The 26930-nt window shown below is 70.2% G+C and carries 27 protein-coding genes and 1 pseudogene; 18 read left to right on the top strand and 10 right to left on the bottom strand.

The window, feature by feature from the left end; all coding sequences use genetic code 11:
* Window positions 1–94 precede the first annotated feature (94 nt).
* Genes L2Z93_RS15120 through L2Z93_RS15110 form a run of 3 tightly spaced genes read left to right on the top strand, consistent with a single transcriptional unit; the run spans window position 95 to window position 3033 of the window.
* Window positions 95–1324 (top strand): 5-(carboxyamino)imidazole ribonucleotide synthase, encoded by a 1230-nt coding sequence (locus L2Z93_RS15120; RefSeq protein WP_162561882.1) that lies wholly within the window; start codon window positions 95–97, stop codon window positions 1322–1324.
* On the top strand, window positions 1324–1830 hold the full coding sequence (gene purE, locus L2Z93_RS15115) for a 5-(carboxyamino)imidazole ribonucleotide mutase (protein ID WP_090587408.1): 507 nt from the start codon (window positions 1324–1326) through the stop codon (window positions 1828–1830). Before L2Z93_RS15120 ends, purE begins: the two co-directional genes overlap by 1 nt.
* 33 nt (window positions 1831–1863) lie before the next feature.
* Window positions 1864–3033, top strand: a complete 1170-nt coding sequence (locus L2Z93_RS15110) for an acyl-CoA dehydrogenase (protein WP_090587405.1) — start codon at window positions 1864–1866, stop codon at window positions 3031–3033.
* Here the strand turns inward: L2Z93_RS15110 and L2Z93_RS15105 are convergent.
* Genes L2Z93_RS15105 through L2Z93_RS15090 form a run of 4 tightly spaced genes read right to left on the bottom strand, consistent with a single transcriptional unit; the run spans window position 3030 to window position 6222 of the window.
* Window positions 3030–3215 (bottom strand): hypothetical protein, encoded by a 186-nt coding sequence (locus L2Z93_RS15105; RefSeq protein WP_090587402.1) that lies wholly within the window; start codon window positions 3213–3215, stop codon window positions 3030–3032. The genes L2Z93_RS15110 and L2Z93_RS15105 overlap by 4 nt on opposite strands.
* 36 nt (window positions 3216–3251) lie before the next feature.
* Window positions 3252–4034: a biotin--[acetyl-CoA-carboxylase] ligase gene (locus L2Z93_RS15100; RefSeq protein ID WP_090587399.1), complete on the bottom strand. Its 783-nt coding sequence runs from the start codon at window positions 4032–4034 to the stop codon at window positions 3252–3254.
* A 30-nt stretch (window positions 4035–4064) separates the two neighbouring features.
* The gene (locus tag L2Z93_RS15095) at window positions 4065–4739 is read right to left on the bottom strand and encodes a TIGR03089 family protein (protein WP_090587631.1); all 675 of its coding nucleotides are present in this window, start codon (window positions 4737–4739) and stop codon (window positions 4065–4067) included.
* Between the two features lie 46 nt (window positions 4740–4785).
* Window positions 4786–6222, bottom strand: coding sequence for an LCP family protein (locus L2Z93_RS15090; RefSeq protein WP_090587396.1), 1437 nt, complete (start codon window positions 6220–6222; stop codon window positions 4786–4788).
* 80 nt (window positions 6223–6302) lie between these two features.
* Here L2Z93_RS15090 and rfbD point away from each other — a divergent pair, with 80 nt between their 5' ends.
* Genes rfbD through manB form a run of 3 tightly spaced genes read left to right on the top strand, consistent with a single transcriptional unit; the run spans window position 6303 to window position 9198 of the window.
* On the top strand, window positions 6303–7205 hold the full coding sequence (gene rfbD, locus L2Z93_RS15085) for a dTDP-4-dehydrorhamnose reductase (RefSeq protein WP_234812029.1): 903 nt from the start codon (window positions 6303–6305) through the stop codon (window positions 7203–7205).
* Between the two features lie 17 nt (window positions 7206–7222).
* A complete protein-coding gene (locus tag L2Z93_RS15080) occupies window positions 7223–8116 on the top strand; it encodes a glycosyltransferase family 2 protein (protein ID WP_090587390.1) in 894 nt (297 codons plus the stop codon).
* Between the two features lie 5 nt (window positions 8117–8121).
* On the top strand, window positions 8122–9198 hold the full coding sequence (manB, locus tag L2Z93_RS15075) for a mannose-1-phosphate guanylyltransferase ManB (protein ID WP_090587629.1): 1077 nt from the start codon (window positions 8122–8124) through the stop codon (window positions 9196–9198).
* Here the strand turns inward: manB and L2Z93_RS15070 are convergent.
* Genes L2Z93_RS15070 through cofD form a run of 3 tightly spaced genes read right to left on the bottom strand, consistent with a single transcriptional unit; the run spans window position 9180 to window position 12054 of the window.
* Window positions 9180–9734 carry an NUDIX hydrolase gene (locus L2Z93_RS15070; protein ID WP_090587387.1) on the bottom strand — a complete coding sequence of 185 codons (555 nt, stop codon included), beginning with the start codon at window positions 9732–9734 and terminating at the stop codon, window positions 9180–9182. The genes manB and L2Z93_RS15070 overlap by 19 nt on opposite strands.
* Window positions 9731–11089, bottom strand: coding sequence for a coenzyme F420-0:L-glutamate ligase (locus L2Z93_RS15065; protein WP_090587385.1), 1359 nt, complete (start codon window positions 11087–11089; stop codon window positions 9731–9733). The genes L2Z93_RS15070 and L2Z93_RS15065 overlap by 4 nt, the downstream gene beginning before the upstream one ends.
* Complete coding sequence (gene cofD / locus L2Z93_RS15060; RefSeq protein WP_090587382.1) at window positions 11086–12054, bottom strand: 2-phospho-L-lactate transferase; 969 nt, start codon at window positions 12052–12054, stop codon at window positions 11086–11088. The genes L2Z93_RS15065 and cofD overlap by 4 nt, the downstream gene beginning before the upstream one ends.
* Before the next feature lie 414 nt (window positions 12055–12468).
* Between cofD and L2Z93_RS15055 the strand changes: the two genes are divergently transcribed.
* On the top strand, window positions 12469–12837 hold the full coding sequence (locus tag L2Z93_RS15055) for a WhiB family transcriptional regulator (RefSeq protein WP_090587379.1): 369 nt from the start codon (window positions 12469–12471) through the stop codon (window positions 12835–12837).
* A gap of 5 nt (window positions 12838–12842) precedes the next feature.
* On the opposite strand, the gene L2Z93_RS15050 is transcribed toward L2Z93_RS15055, so the two are convergent.
* Window positions 12843–13322 (bottom strand): metallopeptidase family protein, encoded by a 480-nt coding sequence (locus L2Z93_RS15050; RefSeq protein WP_234786052.1) that lies wholly within the window; start codon window positions 13320–13322, stop codon window positions 12843–12845.
* Between the two features lie 89 nt (window positions 13323–13411).
* Between L2Z93_RS15050 and L2Z93_RS15045 the strand changes: the two genes are divergently transcribed.
* The 5 genes from L2Z93_RS15045 to L2Z93_RS15025 all read left to right on the top strand — a co-directional run bounded on the left by L2Z93_RS15045 (window position 13412) and on the right by L2Z93_RS15025 (window position 19142).
* The gene (locus tag L2Z93_RS15045; RefSeq protein WP_090587374.1) at window positions 13412–13819 is read left to right on the top strand and encodes a DUF3499 domain-containing protein; all 408 of its coding nucleotides are present in this window, start codon (window positions 13412–13414) and stop codon (window positions 13817–13819) included.
* 78 nt (window positions 13820–13897) lie between these two features.
* Window positions 13898–15289, top strand: coding sequence for a phosphomannomutase/phosphoglucomutase (locus tag L2Z93_RS15040; protein ID WP_090587373.1), 1392 nt, complete (start codon window positions 13898–13900; stop codon window positions 15287–15289).
* Entirely contained in the window at window positions 15286–16380 is a 1095-nt protein-coding gene (locus tag L2Z93_RS15035; RefSeq protein WP_090587370.1) for a TobH protein, read from the top strand. Before L2Z93_RS15040 ends, L2Z93_RS15035 begins: the two co-directional genes overlap by 4 nt.
* Window positions 16381–16385: 5 nt before the next feature.
* Window positions 16386–17603 (top strand): mannose-6-phosphate isomerase, class I, encoded by a 1218-nt coding sequence (gene manA, locus L2Z93_RS15030; RefSeq protein WP_275984616.1) that lies wholly within the window; start codon window positions 16386–16388, stop codon window positions 17601–17603.
* 54 nt (window positions 17604–17657) lie between these two features.
* Complete coding sequence (locus L2Z93_RS15025; RefSeq protein ID WP_090587365.1) at window positions 17658–19142, top strand: amino acid permease; 1485 nt, start codon at window positions 17658–17660, stop codon at window positions 19140–19142.
* A gap of 403 nt (window positions 19143–19545) precedes the next feature.
* Here L2Z93_RS15025 and L2Z93_RS15020 read toward each other — a convergent pair whose 3' ends face one another.
* Together L2Z93_RS15020 and L2Z93_RS15015 are read right to left on the bottom strand one after the other, a co-directional pair.
* Window positions 19546–20916: an IS110 family RNA-guided transposase gene (locus tag L2Z93_RS15020; RefSeq protein WP_090587363.1), complete on the bottom strand. Its 1371-nt coding sequence runs from the start codon at window positions 20914–20916 to the stop codon at window positions 19546–19548.
* Between the two features lie 290 nt (window positions 20917–21206).
* Complete coding sequence (locus L2Z93_RS15015) at window positions 21207–22049, bottom strand: hypothetical protein (protein WP_090587360.1); 843 nt, start codon at window positions 22047–22049, stop codon at window positions 21207–21209.
* 176 nt (window positions 22050–22225) lie between these two features.
* On the opposite strand from L2Z93_RS15015, the pseudogene L2Z93_RS19320 reads away from it, so the two are divergent.
* The 6 genes and pseudogenes from L2Z93_RS19320 to L2Z93_RS14985 form a co-directional block, all read left to right on the top strand.
* Window positions 22226–23446: pseudogene (locus L2Z93_RS19320) on the top strand (alkane 1-monooxygenase); the annotation flags it as partial.
* Between the two features lie 48 nt (window positions 23447–23494).
* A complete protein-coding gene (locus L2Z93_RS19375; protein WP_306439063.1) occupies window positions 23495–23710 on the top strand; it encodes a rubredoxin in 216 nt (71 codons plus the stop codon).
* Window positions 23711–23738: 28 nt separating this feature from the next.
* Entirely contained in the window at window positions 23739–23918 is a 180-nt protein-coding gene (locus tag L2Z93_RS15000) for a rubredoxin (protein WP_090587354.1), read from the top strand.
* A 2-nt stretch (window positions 23919–23920) separates the two neighbouring features.
* Window positions 23921–24532 carry a TetR family transcriptional regulator AlkX gene (gene alkX, locus L2Z93_RS14995; RefSeq protein ID WP_234786051.1) on the top strand — a complete coding sequence of 204 codons (612 nt, stop codon included), beginning with the start codon at window positions 23921–23923 and terminating at the stop codon, window positions 24530–24532.
* A gap of 82 nt (window positions 24533–24614) precedes the next feature.
* Entirely contained in the window at window positions 24615–26069 is a 1455-nt protein-coding gene (ahcY, locus tag L2Z93_RS14990; RefSeq protein WP_090587352.1) for an adenosylhomocysteinase, read from the top strand.
* 165 nt (window positions 26070–26234) lie between these two features.
* Window positions 26235–26879: a dTMP kinase gene (locus L2Z93_RS14985; protein WP_090587349.1), complete on the top strand. Its 645-nt coding sequence runs from the start codon at window positions 26235–26237 to the stop codon at window positions 26877–26879.
* Window positions 26880–26930 lie beyond the last annotated feature (51 nt).

Here is a 26930-nt window from a genome sequence, read left to right as displayed (position 1 = left end):
TACGGAAACCACCTGTTAATCACCCAAATCATCGGGTTTCCGCTGCTGGTGATGTTGACCACGGTCAGACCGCAGGCGTCGGGCGTGACACCATATGCCGGTGCCCAACCCCAGTGAGAATATGCCGCGCCGGCCATCCGCGGGCGTCCCCGTCGTCGCGATGGTCGGCGGCGGCCAGCTCGCGCGGATGACCCATCAGGCCGCGATCGCGCTGGGCCAGTCCCTGCGGGTGCTCGCCGCCGACCCGCGCGATCCCGCCGCGCAGGTCAGCCCCGACATCGTGCTCGGCTCGCACACCGACTACGACGCGCTGTGCCGGGTGGCCGACGGCGCGACCGTGCTCACCTTCGACCACGAGCACGTGCCGACCGAGCACCTGGACCGGCTGGTCGCCGCCGGGGTCGACGTGGCCCCGCCGCCGCAGGCACTGGTGCACGCCCAGGACAAGCTGGTGATGCGGCGCAAACTCGCCGACCTGGGGGCCCCGATTCCGCGCTTCGCCGAGGTCACCTCCGCCGAGCAGGCCGAAGCCTTCGCCGTCGAATGCGGCGGCGGCGCGGTGATCAAGACCATCCGCGGCGGATACGACGGCCGCGGCGTGGTGCTGTGCGACACCGCCGCGCAGGCCCGCGACGCCGCCGCGCGCCACCTGGCCGACGGCACCCCGATTCTGATCGAGGCCAAGGTCGACATGCGTCGCGAGCTGTCGGCGCTGGTCGCCCGCTCGGCGTTCGGCCAGGGCGCCGCGTGGCCCGTCGTGCAGACCGTGCAGCGGATGGGCATCTGCGTGGAGACCATCGCCCCGGCCCCGGACCTGCCCGAGGAACGCGCCGCCGCCGCCGCGCAGCTGGGCCTGCGGCTGGCCGCCGAACTCGGGGTGGTCGGCGTGCTCGCCGTCGAACTCTTCGAAACCCGCGACGGAGACATCCTGGTCAACGAGCTGGCCATGCGGCCGCACAACTCCGGCCACTGGACCATGGACGGCGCGGTGACCAGCCAATTCGAACAGCATTTGCGCGCGGTGTTGGATTATCCGCTCGGCGACACCGCCGCCCGCGCGCCGGTGACGGTGATGGCCAACGTGCTCGGCGCGCCGGAGACCCCGGCGATGAGCGTCGATGAGCGGCTGCATCACCTGTTCGCCCGGATGCCGGACGCAAAGGCGCACCTGTACGGCAAGGGGGAGCGGGCCGGACGCAAACTCGGGCACGTCAACGTCGTCGGCCGGGCCGGCGAGGACGTGGCCACGGTGCGGGAACGCGCCAATCGGGCGGCACACTGGCTGTCGCACGCCACCTGGACCGACGGATGGGACGGACACTGATGAATCCGCGTGTTGGCCTGATCATGGGCAGCGACAGCGACTGGTCGGTGATGACCGACGCCGCGGACGCGCTGGCCGACTTCGAGGTGCCGTTCGAGGTGGGGGTGGTGTCCGCGCACCGCACCCCGGCCCGGATGCTCGACTACGCCCAGCGCGCGGCCGACCGCGGCATCGAGGTGATCATCGCCGGCGCGGGCGGCGCCGCGCACCTGCCGGGCATGGTCGCCGCGGCCACCCCGCTGCCGGTGATCGGCGTGCCGGTGCCGCTGGCCCGGCTCGACGGTCTGGACTCGCTGCTGTCCATCGTGCAGATGCCCGGCGGTGTGCCGGTCGCCACAGTCTCCATCGGCGGCGCGCGCAACGCCGGACTGCTGGCCGTGCGCATTCTGGGCGCCGCCGACCGGGGGCTTCGGGCCAAGATGGTCGAGTTCCAGGCGGACCTGGAGGCCACCGTGCTGGAGAAGGATGAGGCGCTGCGACGCCGACTGCTCGGCGCCGCCGAGTAGAGTCACCGCGAACCAACTCACAAAGGAGTGCTTATGGCCGCTTGGGGTGGAGACCCGTCGTTCGATTTGTTCCAGTTGCCGCAGGAGCATCAGGAGTTGCGGGCGGCGATCCGCGCGTTGGCGGAGAAGGAGATCGCCCCGTATGCCGCTGATGTGGACGCCAACGCGCGTTTCCCCGAGGAGGCCCGGGTGGCGTTGGTGGCCAGTGGTTTCAACGCGGTGCATGTGCCCGAAGAGTATGGCGGCCAGGGCGCGGACTCGGTGGCGGCGTGCATCGTCATCGAAGAGGTCGCCCGGGTGGATTGTTCGGCGTCGCTGATCCCCGCGGTCAACAAGCTGGGCACCATGGGCCTGATCCTGCGCGGCTCCGATGAGCTGAAGCACCAGGTGCTACCGGGGATCGCGTCGGGCGAGACGATGGCCTCCTACGCGCTTTCCGAGCGGGAGGCTGGGTCGGATGCGGCGGCGATGCGGACCCGCGCCAAGGCCGACGGCGACGGCTGGATCCTCAACGGCTCCAAGTGCTGGATCACCAATGGCGGTGTGTCGGACTGGTACACCGTGATGGCGGTGACCGACCCGGACAAGGGCGCCAACGGCATTTCGGCGTTCATGGTGCACAAGGACGACGAGGGCTTCTCGGTCACCGGCTACGAGCACAAGCTCGGCATCAAGGGGTCCCCGACCGCCGAGCTGGCGTTCGAGAACTGCAAGGTGCCCGGGGATCGGATGATCGGCGATCCGGGCACCGGGTTCAAGACGGCGTTGGCGACCTTGGACCACACCCGCCCGACCATCGGCGCCCAAGCCGTCGGGATCGCCCAGGGCGCGTTGGACGCGGCGATCGCCTACACCAAGGACCGCAAGCAGTTCGGGACCTCGATCAGCACCTTCCAGGGCGTGCAGTTCATGCTCGCCGACATGGCCATGAAGCTGGAGGCCGCGCGGTTGATGGTGTACCACGCCGCCGCCCGCGCCGAGCGTGGCGAATCCAATCTCGGGTTCATCTCCGCGGCGTCGAAGTGCTTCGCCTCCGATGTGGCGATGGAGGTCACCGTGGACGCCGTGCAGCTCTTCGGCGGCGCCGGCTACACCGTCGATTTCCCCGTCGAGCGCATGATGCGCGACGCCAAGATCACCCAGATCTACGAAGGCACCAACCAAATCCAACGCGTCGTCATGAGCCGCGCCCTGCTGCGCTAGGCGTTCCCCTTGGTTTGCCGGTCGGTCGGCAGCGGTTCGCCGGCCGGCATATGCCCGGACTCCGCGCCGTGAATGTAGGCGTCACTGGTCGCCAGCCCGGGCAGCCAGCGTCTCTTGCCCTGCCAACCGCAGGTGCATGAGCCGCGGTTGTTCAGGAACGCCATCACCACGTGGAACCGCATAGCTGGAATCGTAGCGATCCGCTCCTGGCCGGACCGTCATTCCTGCGGTCGAAGATGGGTGATGTCCCCGGCGGCGATGACGTGCCGGGCGCCGTCGTCATCGATGACCAGGCGGCCCAACGTGTCCAGATCGGTTGCCACGCCGGTGATCTCGGTGTCCCCGGGGAGCAGGGCGCGCACCCGGGAGCCGAGGGTGACGCTGAGCGCGCGGTAGTCGTCGATCAGCTTCGGGCCCGCGCCGCCGGCGGTGCGCCAGTCGGCGATGCGGTGGCCGAGGTTCGCCAGAATCGTCGCGGCCAGTCGGTTTCGGTCGACGTCGTCGCGCCCGAGCATGTGCAGCGAAGTGGCGGTGTCCACCGGGGCCTGCTCTCTGGTCAACGACACGTTGACGCCGAGCCCGATGACGACCGTGTTCTCCCCGGCCACCTCGGCTAGAATGCCGGCCAGCTTCCCGCCGGAGACCAGCACGTCGTTGGGCCACTTCAGGCCGGGCGGCACACCGGCGACCTCCTGGACGGCGTCGGCCACCGCGACCCCGGTGAGCAGCGCCAGCCAACCCCAGCCGTCCGGCGGCACCCGGGAGACGTCGACGCCCACCGACATGGCGATCTGCGCGCCCGGGGGACTCACCCAGGCGCGGCCGTGGCGGCCGCGGCCGGAGGTCTGCGATTCGGCCAGCAGCGCCGCGCCGTCGATGTCTTCCCCGGCACCCGCCCGCGCCACCAGATCGGCGTTGGTGGAACCGGTTTCGGCGACGACGTCCACCCGTCGCCAGAAGCTGCTCGTCAGTTGATCGGGGTCGAGCGACGGGGAACTCATACATCCAGCCTATGCCTGCGCCGGACCTGGCTACAGAACCCGCGACACCCGCTCGGTCTCGATGCGCCGCGGCAGTTTCTCCGGGTCGGCGTTCGCGACCTGCACCAGCGAACCCCCGACGGCGAACACCGACAGCAGGTGATTGACCAATTGCTCGCCGGTGTCCCACGAGCGGGTGGACAGCACCCGCTGCCCGCGCGTCAATCCCAGTGTGGCCGCGGCGTTTTGGGCGGCGGCGTAGACCTCGTCGGCGGCTGCGCCGTCCAGCGCCGGGCCGGGGGAGCGCTCGGGCACGATCTGATCGCCATGCGCGCGCACCGCGGTGGCGAAATCGGTCAGCCCCACCGGCAGATCGTCGACGGCCCGGCCGAACGGGTCCAGCGACGCCACCGCGATCTCGCCACCGCCCACGTAACCGTCGGCCTCATCGAGGCGGTCACGGGTGCACACCGCCAACTCGGCGTCGCCGGCCAAAACAGTCTCGCAGCCGATCCACCACACCCCCAGCAGCACCGCCGCGGTCTGCCAGTGCGCGGGCAGCAACACCGCCACCCGGTCGCCGGGCGTCGCGCCGAGCTCGTCGCGCAGCAGGTTGGCGGTCTTGGCCGCCCAGTTGGCCAGCGTCACCGCCGACAGCTCGATGCGCTCGCCGGACGCGTCGTCGTAGTAGGTGATCCGCGGCCCCACCGGGTCGGCGGCCAGCATCGGGTCCAGCAGCGCGCCGGCAAGCGTCGAGGGGCTCACGCCGGACCTAGTTCACGCATTTGGGGTCGTCGCTTCCGGCGGTGATGACCGGCGACGGGGCCAGCGGCGCCTCCTGGATGGGCGCCGCCTCGCCGCTGGACGGGACGCCCTCGCTATTGCTCAGCGTGGTTCCCGGGCCGTTGTAGTCGTTGGCCAGCACCACCTGCACCCGGCCGTCGGGCAGCGACTCGTCGGCGACCACCGGCAGGTCGCCGAGTTCCCTGGCGATCTCCTTCGCGCCCAGGTCCTCGCTGCGGTTGGCCACCACCTTGGAGGTCTCGGACCGTTCGCCCTCGTGGTTGCCGATCGGACCCTCGGAGAAGCCCTTGGCGGTCAGCACCCGCGACACCGCCGACGCCAGACCGTTGATGTCGGTGTCGTTGAACACCTCGACGGTGGTGTTCTCCGGCGAGTAGGACAGCTCCTCGGTCTTGCCCTCGGCCTGGTTGTGCAGCAGCCCGGCCACCCAGTCCTTGACCTCGGTCGCGTCGACCGTGACCACCGATTGCTCGCCGTCGTCGCTCCAGCCGTTCTCCTGCAGCACCGGGATGGTCGCGAACACCACGTTGCCGCCGGCCAGGTCCTGCAACTGCTGGATGAACTCCATGATGTCCCAGCCGTCGGAGAGCACCACCGAGCGGTGCACCGCCTCCTGGAGCTTGTTCAGCGTCGACGGGCTGGTGAGCGTCTTGCCTGAGGTCACGCTGTGCGCCAGGGACGCCATCACCACCTGCTGGCGGACCACCCGGTCCAGGTCTCCGCGGGGCAGGTCGTGCCGCTGGCGCACGAAGCTCAGCGCCTGCGGACCGTTCAGCTTGTGCCAGCCGGCGGTGAAGTCCGCGCCCGAAAGCGGTTCGTACACATCGTTTTTCAGGCACACATCCACCCCGCCGAGGGCGTCGGTGATCAACGAGAAGCCCAGCAGGCCGATCTCGGCGTAGTGGTCGACGGTCACACCGGTGAGCTTGGCGACGGTGCCGATCAGCGCGTCGCGGCCGGCCTCGGTGCCGCGCTTCTCGCCCTCGGCCGGATCGACGCCCTGGACCTCGATCAGGTCCTTCATGGTCTCCAGCTTCACCTCGCCGAAGACGCCGTTGATCTTGGTCTTGCGGCCCAGCGCCGGGGACTGCACATAGGAGTCGCGGGGGATGGAGATCGCCGTCGCCGACTCGCCGTTGTTCGGGATGCGGATCAAGATGATGGTGTCGGTGTTGGTGGCGACATCGTCGCCGGCCCGCAACGTGGCCAGTTCCTCTGCGGAGAGCGGGTTGCCGTGCGCGTCGGTGCGGCTGTCCACGCCGACCAGCAGAATATCGATCGCGCCGTCGTCCTTGCCGCCGCCGAGCGCGGTGGTGCTGATGTGCTTGATGCCGTCCTCGAACGACCGGACTTTGCTCCAGGCGATGCCCGTGCCGGCGACGACGGTCACCGCCAACAGCGTCATGAAGGCGCGGAGTATCCGGTTCGGCACGCCTGCCAGGTTACTGTCGGGACCCGCCGAACCCGGGTAGGCGGCCGACCGGCGTGCCAGACTCTGTAGCCGTGTCCACCGCCTCGTCGTCCGCCCGAATCCTCGTCACCGGAGTCGCCGGCCAGCTCGGACGGGCTTTGCTCGCCGCCGCCAACCGCCCCGACGTGATCGGTTTCACCTCCACCGAGTGGGACATCACCGACCCGGACGCCGCCGCGCGCCATATCCGGCCCGGCGACGTCGTGGTCAACTGCGCGGCGCTGACCGACGTCGACGGTTGTGAGTCCGACCCGGAGCGGGCCGAGCGGGTCAACGCCGCCGGTCCCGGCCGCCTGGCCGCGGCCTGCGCCGCCGTCGGCGCCCGGCTGATCCACATCTCCACCGACTACGTCTTCGGCGCCGACCCGGACCGGGACCGCCCTTATGAGCCCTCCGACGAGCCGGCGCCGATCTCGGTCTACGGGGCCAGCAAACTGGCCGGCGAACGCGCCGTGCTGGAGGCGCTGCCGGAGGCCACCGTGGTGCGCACCGCCTGGGTGTACACCGGTGACCGGGGCGGGCGCGACTTCGTGTCGGTGATGCGGGACCGGGCCCAGCGCGGCCAGACGGTCCGGGTGGTCGACGACCAGATCGGCTCGCCCACCTACGCCAAGGACCTGGCCGGCGCGCTGCTGGTGATCATCGGCGCGGGGGTGGGCGCGCCGATTGTGCACGCCGCGAACAACGGCGCGGTCAGCCGCTACCGGCAAGCGCGCGCCGTCTACGCCGCCATCGGCGTGGATCCGGGTCTGGTCGAGCCGGTGTCCAGCGCCGATGTGCCACGACTGGCGCCGCGGCCGGCGTATTCGGCGCTGGGATCCTATGAATCCGAGGAGGCCGGGCTGACCCGGCTGCGGGACTGGCGGGCCGCCCTGGACGACGCGGTGACCGGATCCGCCACAGCGCCGCGGCACTGATTGTTTACCCTCTACCGGTGAGCGACGCACTGCCGGTGGTCACGGTGACCTACTCGCCCGGGGAACACCTGGAGCGGTTCCTGTCGTCGCTGACGGTCGCCACGGACCTGCCGGTCGAGGTGGTGATCGCCGACAACGGCTCCACCGACGGCGCTCCCGAGGAGGCCGTGCAGCGCTACCCGAACGCCACCCTGCTGCGGACCGGGGCGAACCTGGGTTACGGCAGCGCCGTCAATCGCGGGGTGGCCGCCCTGGAACCCGCCGAGTTCATCGTGATCGCCAACCCCGACGTGGTGTGGGCCCCGGGCAGCCTTGACGCGCTGCTGGAGGTGGCCCGGCGCTGGCCCCGAGCCGGCGCGGTGGGCCCGCTGATCCGCGATCCGGACGGGTCGGTGTACCCGTCGGCGCGGCAGCTGCCGTCGATCATCCGCGGCGGGATGCACGCCGTCATCGGGCCGTTCTGGAAATCCAACCCGTGGACGGCGGCCTACCGTCAGGACCACGAGCCGCCGAGCGAGCGGGCGGTGGGCTGGCTGTCGGGTTCCTGTCTGTTGGTGCGCCGCACCGCGTTCGAGCAGATCGGCGGCTTCGACGAGCGCTACTTCATGTACATGGAGGACGTCGACCTCGGCGACCGCCTCGGCCGGGCGGGCTGGCAGAACGTGTACGCGCCGACGGCGGAGATCCTGCACGACAAGGGCCACTCCACCGGCCGGGATCCGGCCCGCAACCTGGCCGCCCACCACCAGAGCACCTGGACCTATCTGTCCGACCGCAATCCCGGGCCGGCCCGGGCGCCGCTGCGCGCGGCGATGCGCGGCGCGCTGGCCGTCCGCTCGAAGCTGGTGGTGCGGCGCGCCCGCCGCGATCTGCGCAAGAATATGACTCCCACGAGAAAGGGGGAGCGGTGAGCGCTCTGGACCCCAAGGACGTCGACGCCGTCATTCTGGTCGGTGGCAAGGGCACCCGGCTGCGGCCGCTGACGGTGTCCAAGCCCAAGCCGATGCTGCCGACGGCCGGGCTGCCGTTTCTGACCCACCTGCTGTCCCGGATCGCCGCCGCGGGCATCGAGCACGTCGTGCTCGGCACGTCGTTTCAGGCCGAGGTGTTCTCCGACACCTTCGGCGACGGCTCCGAGCTGGGCCTGGAGATCGACTACGTCTACGAGCCCGAGCCGCTGGGCACCGGCGGCGGCATCGCGAACGTGGCGCCCAAACTGCGCCACGACACCGCGGTGGTGTTCAACGGCGACGTGCTCTCCGGCGCCGACCTCGGTCAGCTGCTGGCCTTCCACGACGAGCGCGACGCCGAGTTGACCCTGCACCTGGTGCGGGTGGCCGACCCGCGTGCGTTCGGCTCGGTGCCCACCGACGCCGACGGCCGGGTGACGGCGTTCCTGGAGAAGACCCAGGACCCGCCGACCGATCAGATCAACGCCGGCTGCTACGTGTTCCAACGTGAGCTCATCGAGGCCATCCCGCGCGGCCGCGCGCTGTCGGTGGAGCGGGAGATCTTCCCCCGCCTACTGGCCGACGGGGTGCGGGTGTGCGGCTACGTCGACGCCAGCTACTGGCGGGACATGGGCACCCCGGAGGACTTCGTGCGCGGCTCGGCGGACCTGGTGCGCGGCATCGCGCCGTCGCCGGCGCTGCACGGGCACCGCGGGGAGTCCCTGGTGCACGACGGGGCCTCGGTCGCCCCGGGCGCGCTGCTCTACGGCGGCACCGTCGTCGGCCGGGGCGCGGAGATCGGCCCCGGGGTGCGGCTGGACGGCGCGGTGATCTTCGACGGCGCCAAGGTCGACGCCGGATCGGTGATCGAACGTTCGATCATCGGCTACGGCGCGCAGATCGGGCCGCGGGCGCTGATCCGCGACGGCGTGATCGGCGACGGCGCGGACATCGGCGCCCGCTGCGAGCTGCTGCGCGGCGCCCGGGTGTGGCCCGGCGTGGTGCTCCCGGACTGCGGGATCCGTTACTCCAGCGACGTCTGACGGGTCGCGGCGGCCACCAGCCGCCGCAGCGCGTGGTCGGTTCCCGCGGGCAGCGCGTCCACCGGCCACCAGGCCAGGTCCAGCGACTCGTCGCTGCAGGCGATGACGGCGCCCTCCGGCGCGAGGGCGACGAACTGCAGGTCCAGGTGCCGGGTGGGCAGCCCGAGCGAGCAGGTCAGCGCGTGCACGTGCACGGCGGCCAGCTCCGGCAGCAGGCGCAGCCCGGCGACCCCGGATTCCTCGGTGGCCTCCCGCAGCGCGGCGGCCCGGATGTCGATGTCCTCGGGTTCGCAATGCCCGCCGAGCTGCACCCAGCGGCCCAGCCGCGGATGCAGGGTCAGCAGCACGTTGGCGCCCGTGTGATCGAGCAGCGCGGTCGAGGCGGTGATGTGCCCCGGTTCGCAGGCCCGCCGGCAGGCGTCCTCGCGGGCCAGCACGAACCCCAGCACCGCCTGGCGCAGCGCGTCGCGGTCCTCGTCGGGGGCATCCCAGTCGGCCAGGGTCTCGATCACCGAGGCGCGCAACGTGTCGGTCATCGCCGGATCACCTGGTCGCCCGGGTCGCGGGCCGGGCGCGGCGCGGCCAGCTCGTCGGGCTCCGCCGGATAACCGATCGCCACCGCGCCCAGCGGCTCCCAGTCCGCCGGCAGGTCGAGCTCGGCGCGCACCACGTCGGGGGCGAAGATCGTCGACCCGATCCAGCAGCTGCCCACCCCGCGCACCGCCAGCGCCACCAGCAGGCCCTGCACGGCCGCGCCCACCGCCACCGTGAACATGGTGTGTTCGGCGGCCCGGCGCCGCTCCTCGGGGTAGTCGTGGGCGCCCTCGGGAACCAGGAACGGGATCACCACCTCCGGGGCGTCGTACAGGATCGCGCCGCGGGCCACCCGGGCCTCGACGGATTCCGGGGAGCGGCCGTCGCCGCGCAGATCCTCGCGCCAGCGCCGGGTGAGCGCCTCCAGCAGCGCGCCCCGGCGGTCGCGCAGCCAGACGAAGCGCACCGGCCGGGTGTGGTGCGGGGCGGGCGCGGTCAGCGCCTCGGCGCAGGCCTGCTCGATGAGCTCGGCGGGCACGTCCTCGGCGGCGAACCGGCGCACCGAGCGGCGCAGCAGCAGCGCTTGGCGGCGGCCCAGGTCGATCGCCTCGTCGGCGCCGAGCCAGAACAGGTCGTCCTCGCCGGGGCGCACCAGGTCGCGCGCGACGCTGCCATCGTCGGGCAGCGCCAGCCCGCGCAGCACCGCCACCGGGATGCCGGTGAGCTTGCCCTTGACCAGATCGGCGGCCGCCGCGATCTCATCGGCCACCGCGATCTCGGTGACCAACAGGTCGTTTCCGTGCCGGTCGGTCGCGCCGCAGTAGTTGCACAGCACCGACAACCCCGCCGAGCCGATCGCGACGTCGGTCTGGCCCTGACGCCAGGCGCGTCCCATGGTGTCGGTCACCACGACCCCGACCGCGACGCCGAGACGCTCCCGCAGACCCTCTCGCAGGGCGGCCGCGCTGGCGTCGGGATCGGTTGGCAGCAGCGCCAATTCGTCCGATTCGATATTGGAGCCGTCGACCCCGGCGGCGGCCTGAACCAGACCGAAGGCGTTCTCGGTGATCAGCGTGCGGCCCTTGCGGGCCAGCACCCGCACCGCCTCGTCGTCGATCAGCTTGCGGCGCAGCGCATCCCGCTCATCTGGGTCGGTGGGGGCGGTGACGATGCGGCCCTCGCACTTGGACATCACCTTGGAGGTGACCACCACGATGTCTCCGTCGGCCAGCCACGGGGCCGCGGCGGCGACGGCGCCGGCCAGCTCGTCGCCGGGGCGGAACTCCGGCAGCCCGGTCACCGGCAGCAGTTCGAGTGCGGCGGCCGCGCCATGCTCGCGGGCGGCGGCGCCGGTCACAGTGTGAGCCCGGCGAGATCGATTCCGGCGCGGACCATTTCGGCGGTCGCGTCCGGATCGGTCATCAACAGCGGGATGCTGCGAACGTCGACGCCGGGCACCTCGGCGGTGTCGCCGTCGCTGATCAGCCAGCCGTCCAGGATCCCGGTCCCCGAGCGCGCGCCGTAGTGCTTGCCGACGGCCTCGGAACTGGTTTCCACCCCCACCACCTCCAGGCAGGCGTCGGCCATGCCGCGCAGCGGTTTGCCGCCGATGATGGGGGAGTAGCCGATCACCGGGGCGGCGGTGGAGCGCAACGCGGCCCGGACACCGGGCACGGCCAGGATCGCCCCGATGCTGACCACCGGGTTCGACGGCGCGATGAACACCACGTCGGCCTCGGTCAGCGCCTCGGCGACCCCGGGGCCGGCGGTGGCGCTTTCTGAGCCGACGAACGCGAAGCTGTGGGTCGGGACTTGCGCGCGGTAGCGCACCCACCATTCCTGGAAGTGGATGGCACGCCGGTCGCCGGTGTCCGGGTCGGTGATCACCACATGTGTCTCGCAGCGGTCGTCGCTGACCGGCAGCAGGGTGGCGCCGGGGTCCCAGCGGTGACACAGCGCCTTGGTGATCTGCGACAACGGATAGCCGGCCCGCAGCATCTGGCTGCGCACCAGATGGGTGGCCAGGTCGCGGTCGCCGAGGCCGAACCAATCCGGTTGCACGCCGTAGGCGGCCAGTTCCGCCTTGGCGTTCCAGGTCTCGTCGCGGTGCCCCCAGCCGCGCTCCGGGTCGATGCCACCGCCGAGGGTGTACATGCAGGTGTCCAGATCCGGGCAGATCCGCACCCCGTGCATCCAGGCGTCGTCGCCGATGTTGACGATGGCGGTCAGCTCATGCGGGCCGGGGGTCTGCTCAAGCAGCTTGCGCACGCCGAGCAGAAACCGCGCGCCGCCGACGCCGCCGACCAGAACGGTGATCCTCACGGGAGATCAGCCTAGTGAGTCGCGCCGCGGGGGCGTCGCCGCGTGCCTGCCGGTTCGCCCGCGGTGGATTGAGGCCGTACCGTGACATGACGGGCCGCGGGGAATGGCGAATATGCCGAAATGTCTACCCGTGACGTGGATTTCAGCAATATGCGAAGTGTCGATTTGGTCACTCTTGCGACACGCCAGAGTTTCGACGCGCCGGTTTGTCGGGGGAGAATGCTATGTGAACACCCCGAATCACTTGACCTGGGCGCCTATCGCGTGTCTAATCACACCAGTGTCATTCCCGGTTTAGACCGCCGGTTCCGGTGTCGCAGACCGAGATTCGATCAAATGTTCGAACTGTTCGGCCATAGCTCGATAGCGGAAGACCAACGAGTTCCAAATTATTCAGGGTGAGGAGGCGGAGACATGTCGTTTGACCATTTTCTTGGCGCGTTTGCAGGCACGTCCCGTGCCGACATCGTTCCGACTCCGCTCGGGTTGCCGGGGCTGCCGCCGCGGCCGCACCTGAGTCTGGTGCCGAGTGCGATGGACGCGGAAGCTGAGATCGACCCGGAGGACAACCAGTGGCAGGAGCGCGCGCTGTGCGCGCAGACCGACCCTGAGGCGTTCTTCCCCGAGAAGGGCGGCTCGACCCGGGAAGCCAAGCGGATCTGCCTGGGCTGCGAAGTCAAGGACGCCTGCCTGGAGTACGCCCTGGCCAACGACGAGCGGTTCGGCATCTGGGGCGGACTGTCCGAGCGGGAGCGCCGTCGCCTCAAACGCGGGATCATCTAGCGAAACTAGGCATCACCGATCGTGGGGTCGATAACGGAGGGTTCCACCCCAAGATGAATCGCCACCTGGGCGACCAGGATCTCGTGCAGCAGATCGCCCAGTTCCACGGTGTCCTTGGCGCGCCGTTCGATCGGCCGGCGGAACAGCACGATCCGCGCCCGGGTCGCCTCGCCGCGGACATCCACCCCGGCCGGGATCAGTCGGGCCAGCGCGATCGGCCCATCGGCCACCACCTCGGGCGGGAAGTTCACGTTCTGCGGGTCGCGCGCGGCGATGCGGGGGATCTCGTCGACGGCCACGTCCAGTTCGGACAGGCGCTGACGCCAGCGTCGCTCGATCGGCTCATAGGCCTCGAGCACAGCCATGTCGAAGCGCTCCGCCCGGCTGCGCCAGCCCGGAACGGTCGGCGGCAGCAGCGGCCCGCGGAACTCGCGACCATGCCGGCTGACGGCGCGGGCGCGGCGGGAAGTGCGCGGATCGGCCACCGCGCAATCGTAACGGTTGGACATCGGAGCGGCCGCGACGCAGCGTGTCCGGCGCCGAGACGGTCGATGGGCACGCTAGCCTCAGTTGCGTGAATGTTCCCCGTCGCTGCTGCAGGCCCGGGTGCCCCCATTACGCGGTGGCGACGTTGACGTTCGTGTACGCGGATTCAACCGCCGTCGTCGGCCCCCTGGCCACCATCCGTGAGCCGCACTCCTGGGACCTGTGCGTGGGCCACGCCAGCCGCATCACCGCCCCGCGAGGCTGGGAGTTGGTGCGGCACGCCGGTCCGCTGCCGGAAAGCCCTGATGAAGACGATCTGGTCGCGCTGGCCGACGCGGTCCGCGAGGGCCAGCAACGCCCGGCCGCCCCGCGCGCCGGGTTCGAGCCGGCCGGCGCGTCGGTCACCGCCCAGGCGCTGGCCCAGCCCGCCGCCCACCCCGCCCCGACCGGCCGTCGCCGCGGGCATCTGCGCGTGCTGCCGGATCCGTCGAAGTAGCGACCGGCAAATCCCGCTGACCTGACCTGACCGACTAGGCTTGACCGACCCCGTCAACGTCCCGTCAGGAGATCGCCGATGCCCCGTTCCGCCGAGGCGGTCAACCGCGTCATCAAGGCCTACGACGTGCGCGGCGTGGTGGGCGAGCAAATCGACGAGTCCTTCGTCGCCGACGTCGGCGCCGCCTTCGCGAGGCTGATCCGGGACGAGGCCGACCAGGTCGTCATCGGCTACGACATGCGCGAAAGCTCCCCGGCGCTGGCCGCCGCATTCGCCGACGGCGTGATGGCCCAGGGCGTCGACGTCGTGCGGATCGGGCTGTCGTCCACCGACCAGCTCTACTTCGCCGCCGGCAAACTGAACTGCCCGGGCGCGATGTTCACCGCCAGCCACAACCCGGCCGCCTACAACGGCATCAAACTGTGCCGCGCCGGCGCCAAACCCGTCGGCCAGGACACCGGCCTGGCGACCATCCGCGAAGAGGTCATCGCCGGGGTGCCCGGCTACGACGGCCCGCCCGGCGCCATCAGCGACGCCGACGTGCTCTCCGACTACGGCGACTTCCTGCGCACCCTGGTCGACGTCACCGGCCTGCGGCCGCTGCGGGTGGCCGTGGACGCCGGCAACGGGATGGCCGGACACACCGCGCCCGCGGTGCTCGGCCCAATCGAGTCGCTGACCATGATCCCGCTGTATTTCGAGCTCGACGGCAGCTTCCCCAACCACGAGGCGAACCCGCTGGACCCGAAGAACCTCGTCGACCTGCAGCGGTTCGTCGTCGAGCAGGGCGCCGACCTCGGCCTGGCCTTCGACGGCGACGCCGACCGGTGCTTCGTCGTCGACGAGCGCGGCCAGGCGGTCTCCCCGTCGGCGGTGACGGCGCTGGTCGCCGCCCGGGAGTTGACCCGGCAGCCCGGCGCGACGGTGATCCACAACCTGATCACCTCCCGCGCGGTGCCCGAGCTGATCGCCGAGCGCGGCGGGCAGCCGGTGCGCTCCCGGGTCGGGCACTCCTACATCAAGGCGCTGATGGCCGAGACCGGCGCGATCTTCGGCGGCGAGCATTCCGCGCACTACTATTTCCGGGACTTCTGGTGCGCGGACTCCGGGATGCTGGCCGCGCTCTACGTGCTGGCCGAACTCGGCCGCCAGGACCGCCCGCTGTCGGAGCTGGCCGCCGACTACGAGCGCTATGCCGCCTCCGGCGAGATCAACTTCACCGTCGCCGACGCCCCGGCCGCCGTCGCGGCGGTGCTCGCCGACTTCGGCCCGGCCGTGGTGGCCACCGACGAACTCGACGGCGTGACCGTCGACTTGGGCGAGCGCGCCTGGTTCAACCTGCGCAGCTCCAACACCGAACCGCTGCTGCGGCTCAACGCCGAAGCCGCCGACGCCGACGCCGTCGCCGCGATTGTGGACCGGGTCGCCGCGGTGATCGCCGCGCTGCCGGCGCCGACGGGGGAATCGTGAGCGCATTGCGGGCCGGCCCCGATCTCGACGACGCCGACGCCCTGATCGACGCCGACCGCGACGGTCTGCTGCGCGGCGCGTCGATGGCCGGGGCGCAGGTCCGCGCGGTGGCCGCCGCCGTCGCCGAGGGCGCGCTGGAGCCGATCGCCGGCGCCGACCGACCCCGGTCGCTGATCTGGGTGTGCGGCCGCGGGCCCGCGGCGTCCGCCGGGGCGATGCTGGCCGCGGTGCTGAACCCGGTCGCCGCCCAGCCGATCACGGTGGTCGCCGAGGCGCCGCGGTGGATCGGACCGCTGGATCTGCTGGTGGTCGCCGGCGACGACCCGGAGGACCCGGCGCTGGTGTCGGCCGTCGGCGCCGGAACCCGTCGCGGCGCCCGGGTGGTGGTCGCCGCCCCGATGGCGGGCCCGCTGCGGGAAGCCGCCGCCGGCCGCGCCGCCGATCTGTCCCCGCGGGTGAGTGTGCCCGACGCGTTCGGCGTGACCCGGTTCCTGGCGGTCGGGCTTGCCGTCGGCGCCGCGGTGGGGCTCGCGGTGGGCGCGCCCGACAGCCTCGATCTCAACGCGCTGGCCGACGAACTCGACGCCGAGGCGCTGCGCAACAGCGCCGGACGTGAACTGTTCACCAACGCGGCAAAGCTTCTGGCGCAACGGATTTCGAGCCGTGCGGTGGTGCTGGCCGGCGACAACGCGGCCACCCTGGCGCTGGCCCGGCATGCCGGGGAGGTGCTGCTGCGGGTCGGACGTCAGGTGGTCGCCGCGGCGCCGCTGGCTGACGCCTTGACCGCGCTGCGCGACGGCCTCGGCGGCGACGCCGTCGCCGACCTGTTCCACGACGAGGAACTCGACGGGCCGCTGCCCGGCCGCCCGCTGGTGCTGACCCCCACCCTGGCTGCCGAGCACGCCGTCGTCGCCGCCCGGACCGCGCCCTTCGCCGACGTCGACCTGCTGGCCTCGGCCGATGTGCCCAGCGGCGCCGACGGGCCCGCCGCGGCCGGCGCCGACCGCGTCGAGCAACAACTCGCGGTGCTGGCGGTGCGGCTGGAGATGGCCGCCGCCTACCTCGGACTGCTCGGCGGTGAGCGCCGGTGAACCGGATGCACGGCGTGATCCGCACCTACGCGTGGGGATCGCGCACCGCGATCGCGGACTTCACCGGCCGGGAGGTGCCCGCCGAACACCCGGAGGCCGAACTCTGGCTCGGCGCCCACCCCGGCGACCCGGCGGTGGTGGTGACCGACACCGGCGAATGGTCGCTGCTGGACCTGGTGCGGTCCGAACCCGACAAGCAACTGGGCGCCGCGGTGCGGGACCGGTTCGGCGACGTGCTGCCGTTCTTGGTCAAGGTGCTGGCCGCCGACGAACCGCTGTCCCTGCAGGCCCATCCGAGCAGCGCCCAGGCGGTCGAGGGCTTCGAACGCGAGGACCGGCTCGGCATCCCCTTGTTGTCCCCGGAGCGCAATTACCGCGACCGCAGCCACAAACCCGAGATCCTGATCGCGCTCGGCCCGTTCGAGGCGCTGGCCGGGTTCCGGCCCGTCGAGCAGTCGGTGGCGCTGATGCGCGCGCTGAACGTCGCCGACCTGGACCCCTATATCGCGCTGTTGATCGGGCAGCCGCCCGCCGACGGGCTGCGGGCGCTGTTCACCACCTGGATCACCGCTCCGCAGCCGGGGCTGGACGCGCTGGTCCCGGCGGTGCTCGACGGCGCCATCGGCTACCTGCGCTCGGGCGCCACCGAGTTCCTGCCCGAGGCCAAGACGCTGCTGGAACTCGGCGAGCGGTACCCCGGCGACGCCGGTGTGCTGGCCGCGCTGCTGCTGAACCGGGTTCGGCTGGAGCCCGGTGAGGCCATCGCGCTGCCGGCCGGCAACCTGCACAGCTACCTGCGCGGGGTGGGGCTGGAGGTGATGGCCAACTCCGACAATGTGCTGCGCGGGGGGCTGACCCCCAAGCACGTCGACGTGGCCGAACTGCTGCGGGTGCTGGACTTCGCCCCGGTCACCCCGGCCGATCTGTGTCCGCAGGCCCGCCGTGAGGGCTGCGAGTCGATCTACCCCAGCCCCGCGCCGGAGTTCGCGGTGTCGGTGTTCGATCTGGACGGGGAGTTCCTGGGCTGCGAGGTCGAGGCGCCCTCGCGCCACGACGGCCCGCAGATTCTGGTCTGCGCCGCCGGGACCGTCGAGGTCCGCTGCCCGTCGGCGACGCTGGAGCTGCGCCGCGGTGAGTCGGTGTGGGCGCCGGCCGACGACGGCCCGGTCCGGTTGCGCGCCAACGAGCCCGCGAAGCTGTTCCGGGTCACACCCGGACTGTGAGCGAATCAGCCCGGTAACCGGCGGCGCCGCTCTGTGAGGCGCTAGATTGCCCGGATGGCCGTGAACTGGCGCGTCAAATCCTGTGAGCAGTCGATCGCCGACACCGACGAACCGGGCACCCGGCTGCGCAAGGATCTGACCTGGGTCGACCTGACCATCTTCGGCGTCTCGGTCGTCGTCGGCGCCGGCATTTTCACCATCACGGCGTCCACCGCCGGCAACATCACCGGCCCGGCGATCATCATCTCGTTCCTGATCGCCGCGGTGACCTGCGGGTTGGCCGCGCTGTGCTACGCCGAGTTCGCCTCGACCCTGCCGGTCGCGGGCAGCGCCTACACCTTCTCCTACGCCACCTTCGGCGAGTTCGTCGCCTGGATCATCGGCTGGGACCTGATCCTGGAGTTCGCCGTCGCCGCGGCGGTGGTCGGCCAGGGCTGGTCGTCGTACCTGCAGACGGTGCTCGGCTACTGGTTCGACATCGGCCCGATGCGCTGGGACGTCGGACCACTGCACATCGACCTCGGCACCATCCTGATCATCTCGACGGTGGCCGCGCTGCTCTGCTACGGCACCCGGCTGTCGTCCCGGTTCTCGCTGATCGTCACCGCGATCAAGGTCACGGTGGTGCTCATCGTGGTGGTCGTGGGGGCGTTCTACATCAACCCGGCCAACTACACCCCGTTCATCCCGCCCACCGAGCCCGGCGAGGCCGCCGGAACCGGCGCCGACCAGTCCCTGTTCTCCCTGCTGACCGGCGCGACCACCAGCCACTACGGCCTGTTCGGCGTGCTGGCCGGCGCGTCGATCGTGTTCTTCGCCTTCATCGGCTTCGACGTCGTGGCCACCACGGCGGAAGAGACCAAGGACCCGCAGCGCGACGTCGCCAAGGGCATCCTGGCCACGCTCGGCATCGTCACCGTCCTTTACGTGGCGGTGTCCATCGTGGTCTCGGGCATGGTGTCCTACACCGAGCTGAAAACCGCCCCCGACGGCACCCGGGCGAACCTGGCCACCGCGTTCTCAGCCAACGGCATCGACTGGGCGGCCGTGCTGATCTCGGTCGGCGCGCTGGCCGGCCTGACCACGGTGGTGATGGTGATGGTCCTCGGCCAGACCCGCGTGCTGTTCGCGATGGCGCGCGACGGTCTGCTGCCGCGGCCACTGGCCAAGACCAGTTCCCGCGGCACCCCGGTGCGGATCACCGTGATGATCGCCGGCCTGATCATCCTCGCCGGGATGATCCTGCCGATGGAGAAGCTCGAGGAGATGGTGAACGTCGGCACGCTCTTCGCGTTCGTGCTGGTGTCCGCCGGGGTGCTGGTGCTGCGCAAGACCCGCCCCGACCTCAAGCGCGGATTCCGGGTGCCGCTGTCGCCGTGGCTGCCGATCGCGTCGATCATCGCCTGCCTCTGGCTGATGCTGAACCTCACCGCGGTGACCTGGATCCGTTTCATCATCTGGATGGTGCTCGGCGTGGTCGTGTACCTACTCTACGGCCGACGTCATTCCCGGCTCGCGGTCGCCGAGCGCGTCCGGTAGCGGGCGACGTTCCGGCTGCCTGGTTGCGGCTCCGCCATCCAGCGAGAAACCTGGGCGGCTAGTGAGAAATGTTGGCGGTCCGGTCATCCAGTGAGACGCCAGGGTGCTTGGTGAGACGCCAGGGTGCTTGGTGAGAAACCTGGGATGCGATTTTCATCGAATGAGAAATGTCGCACACGTGTACTCGCACAACGGGTCCCTAGATTCTCACTCGATGAATCGGGCCGCCCTGGTGTCTCACCAAGCGCCCTGAGGTCTCACTAAGCGCCCTGGTTCCTCAGTCGATGGAGCCGTCGCCCAGATGTCTCACTGACCTACCTGGGTTCTGACCGGAAAATAGCCCAGGGTGAGTGGGCAGGCCGAAGGCACCCGGCGGAGCCGGGTTTGTTCTTTGGCGTAGTCGTCAGGCGGCGGGTTCGATGGTGACGTGGAAGCCCATGGCGCTCAGTTGGGCGACGTGGTTGCGGATTCGTCGTTCGGTGCTGATCTGGTTGGTGTGGTAGTCGGATCCGAGGTCGTGGAATCGGGCTGTGGGGTCTGACAGGAGATTCCAGATGACGACGAGGATGGAGCGGGCGACCGCGACCTGCGATTTGAGTTTGCCGCGGCGTTTGACCAGGCGGCGGTACCGCTCGCCGAGGAACGTGTCGGTCTTGGCTGCTGCGGCGGCGGCTTCACCGAGGGCCCCTTTGAGGTAGGGATTGCCCTTGCCGGTGCGGCCGGTGCGGGTCACCGGCCCCGAGGAGATGGCCCGCGGGCACAGTTTGGCCCAGGAGACCAGGTGCGCGGCGGTGGGGAACTGTGTCATGTCCATCCCGATCTCGGCGAGGATGATCTGCGCGCTGGTGGTGCTGATCCCCGGGATTTCGGCGAGACGCTCAACTGCTGGCATCCAGTCCCCGCCGGCCGGGGACCCGTCGTGACCGCCGGGCTCCGATGACCCGCCGGGGCCATCAGGGCCCGGGCCGGGGTCGATGGCGGTGATCAGGTCCTCGATACGGGTGCTCAGCGTCGCGATCGCCGCGTTGAGCGCGTCGATCTGGCCGAGCAGCATCCGGGCCAGTTCCCCGTGGTGGTCGTCAAAACGCCCATCGAGGGCCTTGATCAGCTCCGCACGTTTCATTCTCATCCGGCCGCGGGCCAGGTCAGCCAGCCTGGCCGGGTCGCGTTCCCCGGCGATCAACGCCTCGACCATCTCCCGCGCCGAGACGGTGCTCAGTTTGGAGGCCACCGTGGAGACTTTGATCGCCGCGTCTTCGAGCAGTTTTTCCAACCGTTGCCAATACCGGGTGCGTTCCCGGGTCAGATCCACCCGTAGGCGGGTGTAGTCACGCAGTTCCCGGATCGGGGCCGGTGGCACGAAACTGGGCCGCAGCAAACCCTTTTCGGTGAGCTTGGCCAGCCACACCGCGTCGAGTTTGTCGGTCTTCGGCCGCCCCGGGACATTCTTGACGTCACGGGCATTGACCAACTGCACCGACAACCCCGCCGCCTCCAGCAGGTAGTACCAGATCCGCCAATAGTCCGAAGTGGACTCGATCGTGACCTTCTCGACCCCCGAGGTGGCCAACGTTTCGCCCAACTCCGTGACCGCGCCGCAGGTGGCTTCGACGTCCCAGACCTTGCTGACCCGCCGCGTTGGCCCCGGAGTCCGCACGCACACCTTCCCGAACGCCTTCGCGACATCGATAGCGGCGACCCGTTGACACACCAACTCGAAATCAGCGTCGGGGATCTCCTCCGGCGCCGATGACGGAAACTGTTTACGCCTCATCCTGGTTGACCTCCCACCCAATCGACGACACCGCTACGCGGGCCGCCTGGGGGCCTCGGTCAAGGGAAACCGAAAATCTGACCGGCGTGCTCAAAGCAACAATGCGTGACCCTTCCAGGTCGGGCCCCGGCGCCCAAGCTCAGTCACGGGATCAACCACCCCAAGAAAGAAGCGGCGTCGGCAGGCGACCCAACCCCATTTTCACGCCTACGAGGCGTCCCGGGAACGGAACCGCAAGCTCAGTCGATGGCAGTTCCGCGACGTGCGACCAGCGACGCGGCGCCAGCCAGTCAGCGCGCCCTCGCCGGCCAAACCAGCCGGATCCGCCGGAGAATCTCGGTGCGCGGCATCTTCGCGACGACGCGGATCACCGTCCAGCCCTGCGACTGGATGTACTCCAGGCGGGTGATGTCTTCGCGGGCCGTGACCGGATCCAGGCGATGGTCGTCGCCCTCGTACTCGGAGGCCACCATCACGTCGTCCCATCCCATGTCGAGGTAGAAGTTGCCGTCGACGTCCTGACGCGGCACCGGGATCTGCGTCTGCGGCCGCGGGAAGCCGGCCTCGATGTACAGCAACCGCAGCCAGGACTCCGGGTGCGACTCCGCGCCGGGATCCATCAGATCGAGGGCTTCGGCGACCCGTCGCACGCCGCGCAGATTGGGGTGCGACCGTGCGAGTTCTGACACCTCGTCCGCCGTGACCCGCGTCGCGCGCGCCAGCGCGTCCAACCGCGCGACGGCCTCCCGGACGGTTCCACTGCGCGCGAGGTCCAGGGCGGTCCGCGCGGCGGAGGTCACCGTCAGGCCGCCCACCGACTGAGTTTCGTGTGACAGCAACAGGTCTCGATGAACCCGCACGCCGGGTGGCGCCTTGTTGTTGTCGAAGTTCAGGTCGACGGGGATGTCGTCGTCAACCCAGCGCGCCCCCAACAGGGCGGCGGCCGCCAACCCGGTGATCACCCCGCGCCGCCGAGACCAGAGCCAGGTGGCGATCGCACGGTCTTCGATGGTGAGGGTGATCGTCTTGCTCGCATAGACGCCCGGCAGCACGCGGACGCAGTGGTGGCGTAGGTCGTGCCGGGTGATTCGCCCGGCCGCCAGCGCCTCGCTGCCAATGAACACTCGCTCCATGACGGTGACCTTGGCGCCGCGGGGCGGTCAGCCTCGGTCCGTCATCCACAGGCCCTGCCGTCATCCACAGCCCGCACCCGGAAGAACTTTACAAACAACTAGTAATTGTCTAGACAGAAGACAGATTGCCACTTATAGTCAAGTGAAAGCAGTGACCTGGTTCACCTGGAGGACTGATGACTTCACTCGAAACGGACACCACCCAGCCCGACGCCCAGTGGCGCGACAAGAAGCGCCGGCTCTGGCTGATGGGCCTGATCCCGGCGACCGCGATGTTCGTGATGCTGCCGCTGATCTGGGCCCTCAACCAGTTCGGCTGGCACGCCGCCGCCCAGGTCCCGCTGTGGATCGGGCCGATCCTGCTCTACGTGCTGCTGCCGCTGCTGGACCTGCGCTACGGGCCCGACGGGCAGAACCCGCCCGAGGAGCTGATGGCCGCTCTGGAGGCGGACACCTACTACCGCAAGTGCATTTACCTCTACCTGCCGTTCCAGTACCTGACCGTCGTGCTCGGCGCGTACCTGTTCACCGCCTCCGACCTGAGCTGGCTCGGATTCGACGGCCCACTGAGCTGGTGGGGCAAGATCGGCATCGCGCTGTCCGTCGGCGTGGCCGGCGGGGTGGCGATCAACACCGCCCACGAACTCGGCCACAAGAAGGAGGACGCCGAACGCTGGCTGTCCAAGATCGCGCTGGCCCAGACCTGCTACGGGCACTTTTACATCGAGCACAACCGCGGCCACCACGTGCGGGTCGCCACCCCGGAAGACCCGGCGTCGTCGCGTTTCGGCGAGTCGTTCTGGAGCTTCCTGCCGCGCACCGTGTTCGGCAGCCTGCGCTCGGGCTGGCGGTTGGAGGCCGACCGGCTCAAGCGCGCCGGCAAGCCGGTGTTCCATCCCAGCAACGACGTGCTCAACGCCTGGGCCATGTCGCTGCTGCTGTGGGGCGCGCTTTTCGCGATCTTCGGCGCCTCGCTGTGGCCCTACCTGCTGATCTCGGCAGTGTACGGGTTCTGCCTGCTGGAGTCGGTGAACTACCTGGAGCACTATGGGCTGCTGCGCCAGAAGACCCCCAGCGGCCGGTACGAGCGCTGCACCCCGCAGCACAGCTGGAACTCCGATCACATCGTGACCAACCTGTTCCTCTATCACCTGCAGCGACACAGTGATCACCACGCCAACCCCACCCGGCGCTACCAGACGCTGCGCAGCATGGACGGCGCGCCGAACCTGCCGACCGGCTACGCCAGCCTGATCGGGCTGACCTACTTCCCGCCGCTGTGGCGACGGCTGATGGACCACCGGGTGCTCGAGCATTACGACGGCGACATCACGCTGGCCAATATCCAGCCGAGCAAGCGGGAGAAGATCCTGGCCCGCTACGGCGCGTCGGCGCCCGAGGCCACCCCGGCGCCCGAGGCCACCCCGGCGCCCGAGGCCACCCCGGTGCCCGATGTCGAGCCCCAGGCCGCACCCCCGGTGAACCTGCTCGACACTGTGGCAAAGCACCGCTGCCCGATCTGCCGTTACGTCTACGATCAGGCCGTGGGCGCGCCGGCCGAAGGGTTCCCCGCCGGCACCGCCTGGGCCGACATTCCCGACAACTGGTGCTGCCCGGACTGCGGTGTCCGGGAAAAGATCGACTTCGAGCCGGTCCGGTAGCGGCGAGATTCAGAAACGGAGACGTGTGATGAGCGAGGCCTACAAGATCTTCCGCTGCCAGGTGTGCGGGTTCGAGTACAACGAGGCCGAAGGCTGGCCCGACGAGGACATCGCCCCCGGCACCCGGTGGGCCGATATCCCCGACGATTGGAGCTGCCCGGACTGCGGCGCGGCGAAGGCGGACTTCGACATGGTGCAGGTCGGCTGACATTGGCCCCCCGGCCGGTCGGAATCGGTTACGCAGCAGCCTCCCGCGGGCTGCTGCGTGACCTCGTTCTTGACGCCATGCACGAGTTGCTGCTGGAGCGGGACTGGTCGGCGATCACCCTCTCCGACGTCGCGAAGGCCGCCGGTATCAGCCGGCAGAGCATCTACAACGAGTTCGGCTCCCGCCAGGGCCTGGCTCAGGGCTACGCGCTGCGCCTGGCCGACCGCCTCGTCGACGCCGTCGAATCCGCCGTCGCGGCCAACGCCGACGCGCCCTATGACGCTTTTCTGGAGGCGTTCACCGCCTTCTTCACCGAGTCGGCGGCCGACCCGCTGGTCATCTCGCTGTTGACCGGCGCCGCCAAACCCGACCTGCTGCAGATCATCACCACCGACAGCGCGCCGATCATCACGCACTGCTCGGCCCGGCTCACCCAAGCCTTCCTGGCCAGCTGGGTTCCACTGGGACCGGCCGACGCCGGCCTGCTCGCGCGCGCCATCGTCCGGCTGGCGATCAGCTACGTCTCCATGCCGCCGGAGGCCGACCACGACGTCGCCGCCGACCTGGCGCGGCTGATGGCGCCCTTCATCGAGCGCGTGGCCCGGGCGGACTGAGGCGGGCCGTCGGCGCCCCGCGAAGTCGGTCTACTGTGTAGCGAGGCTCCCTGACGAACGCAATCTCTAGAAAGTGGCATGTATGACGCTGACCGCCGACACCCGCAACGGCATCGACTACAAGGTCGCCGACCTGTCCGAGGCTGAGTTCGGCCGCAAGGAGATCCGGCTGGCCGAGCACGAGATGCCGGGTCTGATGTCTCTGCGTCGTGAGTACGCCGACGTCGCGCCGCTGCAGGGCGCGCGGATCTCCGGCTCGCTGCACATGACTGTGCAGACCGCGGTGCTCATCGAGACGCTGGTCGCGCTCGGCGCCGAGGTGCGCTGGGCGTCGTGCAACATCTTCTCCACCCAGGACCACGCCGCCGCCGCGGTCGTCGTCGGCCCCTACGGCACCCCCGAGGAGCCGCAGGGCACCCCGGTCTTCGCCTGGAAGGGCGAGACGCTGGAGGAATACTGGTGGTGCGCCGAGCAGATGCTGACCTGGCCGAACGAGCCGGCCAACATGATCCTCGACGACGGCGGCGACGCCACCATGCTGGTGCTGCGCGGCGCGCAGTTCGCGGCCGCCGGCGTGGTGCCGCCGGCCGAGGACGGCGACTCCGCCGAGTACAAGGTGTTCCTGAACCTGCTGCGTGAGCGCTTCGAGACCGACAAGAGCAAGTGGACCCAGATCGCCGAAGCGGTCCAGGGCGTCACCGAGGAGACCACCACCGGCGTGCTGCGGCTCTACCAGTTCGAAGCCGCCGGCGAGCTGCCGTTCCCGGCGATCAACGTCAACGACTCGGTCACCAAGAGCAAGTTCGACAACAAGTACGGCACCCGGCATTCGCTGATCGACGGCATCAACCGCGGCACCGACGTGCTGATGGGCGGCAAGCAGGTGCTGATCTGCGGCTACGGCGACGTCGGCAAGGGCTGCGCGGAGTCGCTCAAGGGCCAGGGCGCCCGCGTCGCGGTCACCGAGATCGACCCGATCAACGCGCTGCAGGCGCTGATGGAGGGCTTCGACGTGGTGACCGTGGAGGACGCCATCGGCTCGGCCGACATCGTCATCACCGCCACCGGCAACAAGGACATCATCACCCTCGATCACATGAAGGCGATGAAGGACAAGGCCATCCTGGGCAACATCGGCCACTTCGACAACGAGATCGACATGGCCGCCCTGGAGGCCAGCGGCGCCACCCGGATCAATATCAAGCCGCAGGTCGACGAGTGGGTGTTCGACACCGGCCGCTCGATCATCGTGCTCTCCGAGGGCCGGCTGCTGAACCTCGGCAACGCCACCGGGCACCCGTCGTTCGTGATGAGCAACAGCTTCGCCAACCAGGTGATCGCCCAGATCGAACTGTGGACCAAGAACGAGCAGTACGACAACGCCGTCTACCGGTTGCCCAAGCACCTCGACGAGAAGGTCGCCCGCATCCACGTCGAGGCGCTCGGCGCGAAGCTGACCAAGCTCAGCAAGGATCAGGCCGAGTACATCGGCGTCGACGTCGAGGGCCCCTACAAGCCGGATCACTACCGGTACTAGCCATACGCGCACGACGAGGGGCGGCCGGGAAATTCCCGCGCCGCCCCTCGTCGTAGCGGCCATAGGATGCGGTGATGGGGAAGAAAGATCCGAGAGCCGACCCCTATCTGCGCATCACCGGCTGGAAGCGCTGAGCGCCGACGGCCGGACGCTAGGCTTCCCGTCGTGCTGATCGTCATCGAAGGCCTGGACGGGGCGGGCAAACGCACCCTCACCGAGGGGATGCGCGCCGCGCTGAACGCGGCCGGCAAAACCGTTGCCACACTGGCGTTTCCCCGCTACCAGGTGTCGGCGACGGCGGATCTGGCGGCCGGCGCGCTGCACGGCGAGCACCCCGAGCTGGCCGATTCGGCGTACGCGATGGCGATGCTGTTCGCACTGGACCGGGCCGCGGCTGCCGGTGAGATCGCCGCGCTGCGCGCCGAGCACGACGTGATCATTCTGGACCGCTACGTCGCCTCCAACGCGGCCTACAGCGCCGCGCGGCTCGGGCAGGGCGCCGACGGCGACGTGGTGCGCTGGATCGCCGACCTGGAGTTCGGCCGGCTCGGCCTGCCGAAGCCGGACCGTCAGCTGCTGCTGGCGGTGCCGTCCGAGCTGGCCGCCGCGCGCGCCGCGCACCGCGAAGCCAGCGAATCGGACCGAACCCGGGACCGCTACGAGCGCGACGCGGGCCTGCAGCAGCGCACCGGCGCGGTCTACGCCGAACTCGCCGCGGCGAACTGGATGGGGCCCTGGCGGCTGCTCGGTCCGACCACGCCGCCCGCCGAGGTCGCCGCCGACCTGCTCGCGAGCCCGGACAGCCGATAATTTCTCACCGCCGACCGCGTGTGGCACCCGGGTTTTATTGCGATCTGGTGA

It is taken from the genome of Mycolicibacterium brumae (genome assembly GCF_025215495.1).
GTDB lineage: Bacteria > Actinomycetota > Actinomycetes > Mycobacteriales > Mycobacteriaceae > Mycobacterium > Mycobacterium brumae.
This window is presented reverse-complemented; position numbering and strand designations above follow the sequence as displayed.

What these genes read in the sequence shown, in the direction of transcription:
- L2Z93_RS15095 (WP_090587631.1), bottom strand. Translation starts at nt 4,739, where the DNA reads ATGCTGGCCGCCGACCCGGTGGGGCCGCGGATCACCTACTACGACGAC.
- L2Z93_RS15070 (WP_090587387.1), bottom strand. Translation starts at nt 9,734, where the DNA reads ATGACCGACACGTTGCGCGCCTCGGTGATCGAGACCCTGGCCGACTGG.
- L2Z93_RS15110 (WP_090587405.1), top strand. Translation starts at nt 1,864, where the DNA reads ATGGCCGCTTGGGGTGGAGACCCGTCGTTCGATTTGTTCCAGTTGCCG.
- L2Z93_RS15090 (WP_090587396.1), bottom strand. Translation starts at nt 6,222, where the DNA reads ATGACGCTGTTGGCGGTGACCGTCGTCGCCGGCACGGGCATCGCCTGG.
- L2Z93_RS15015 (WP_090587360.1), bottom strand. Translation starts at nt 22,049, where the DNA reads ATGGAGCGAGTGTTCATTGGCAGCGAGGCGCTGGCGGCCGGGCGAATC.
- L2Z93_RS15105 (WP_090587402.1), bottom strand. Translation starts at nt 3,215, where the DNA reads ATGCGGTTCCACGTGGTGATGGCGTTCCTGAACAACCGCGGCTCATGC.
- manA (WP_275984616.1), top strand. Translation starts at nt 16,386, where the DNA reads ATGCACGGCGTGATCCGCACCTACGCGTGGGGATCGCGCACCGCGATC.
- L2Z93_RS15000 (WP_090587354.1), top strand. Translation starts at nt 23,739, where the DNA reads ATGAGCGAGGCCTACAAGATCTTCCGCTGCCAGGTGTGCGGGTTCGAG.
- purE (WP_090587408.1), top strand. Translation starts at nt 1,324, where the DNA reads ATGAATCCGCGTGTTGGCCTGATCATGGGCAGCGACAGCGACTGGTCG.
- L2Z93_RS15100 (WP_090587399.1), bottom strand. Translation starts at nt 4,034, where the DNA reads ATGAGTTCCCCGTCGCTCGACCCCGATCAACTGACGAGCAGCTTCTGG.
- L2Z93_RS15020 (WP_090587363.1), bottom strand. Translation starts at nt 20,916, where the DNA reads ATGAGGCGTAAACAGTTTCCGTCATCGGCGCCGGAGGAGATCCCCGAC.
- ahcY (WP_090587352.1), top strand. Translation starts at nt 24,615, where the DNA reads ATGACGCTGACCGCCGACACCCGCAACGGCATCGACTACAAGGTCGCC.
- L2Z93_RS15025 (WP_090587365.1), top strand. Translation starts at nt 17,658, where the DNA reads ATGGCCGTGAACTGGCGCGTCAAATCCTGTGAGCAGTCGATCGCCGAC.
- L2Z93_RS15120 (WP_162561882.1), top strand. Translation starts at nt 95, where the DNA reads ATGCCGGTGCCCAACCCCAGTGAGAATATGCCGCGCCGGCCATCCGCG.
- L2Z93_RS15040 (WP_090587373.1), top strand. Translation starts at nt 13,898, where the DNA reads ATGCCCCGTTCCGCCGAGGCGGTCAACCGCGTCATCAAGGCCTACGAC.
- L2Z93_RS15055 (WP_090587379.1), top strand. Translation starts at nt 12,469, where the DNA reads ATGTCGTTTGACCATTTTCTTGGCGCGTTTGCAGGCACGTCCCGTGCC.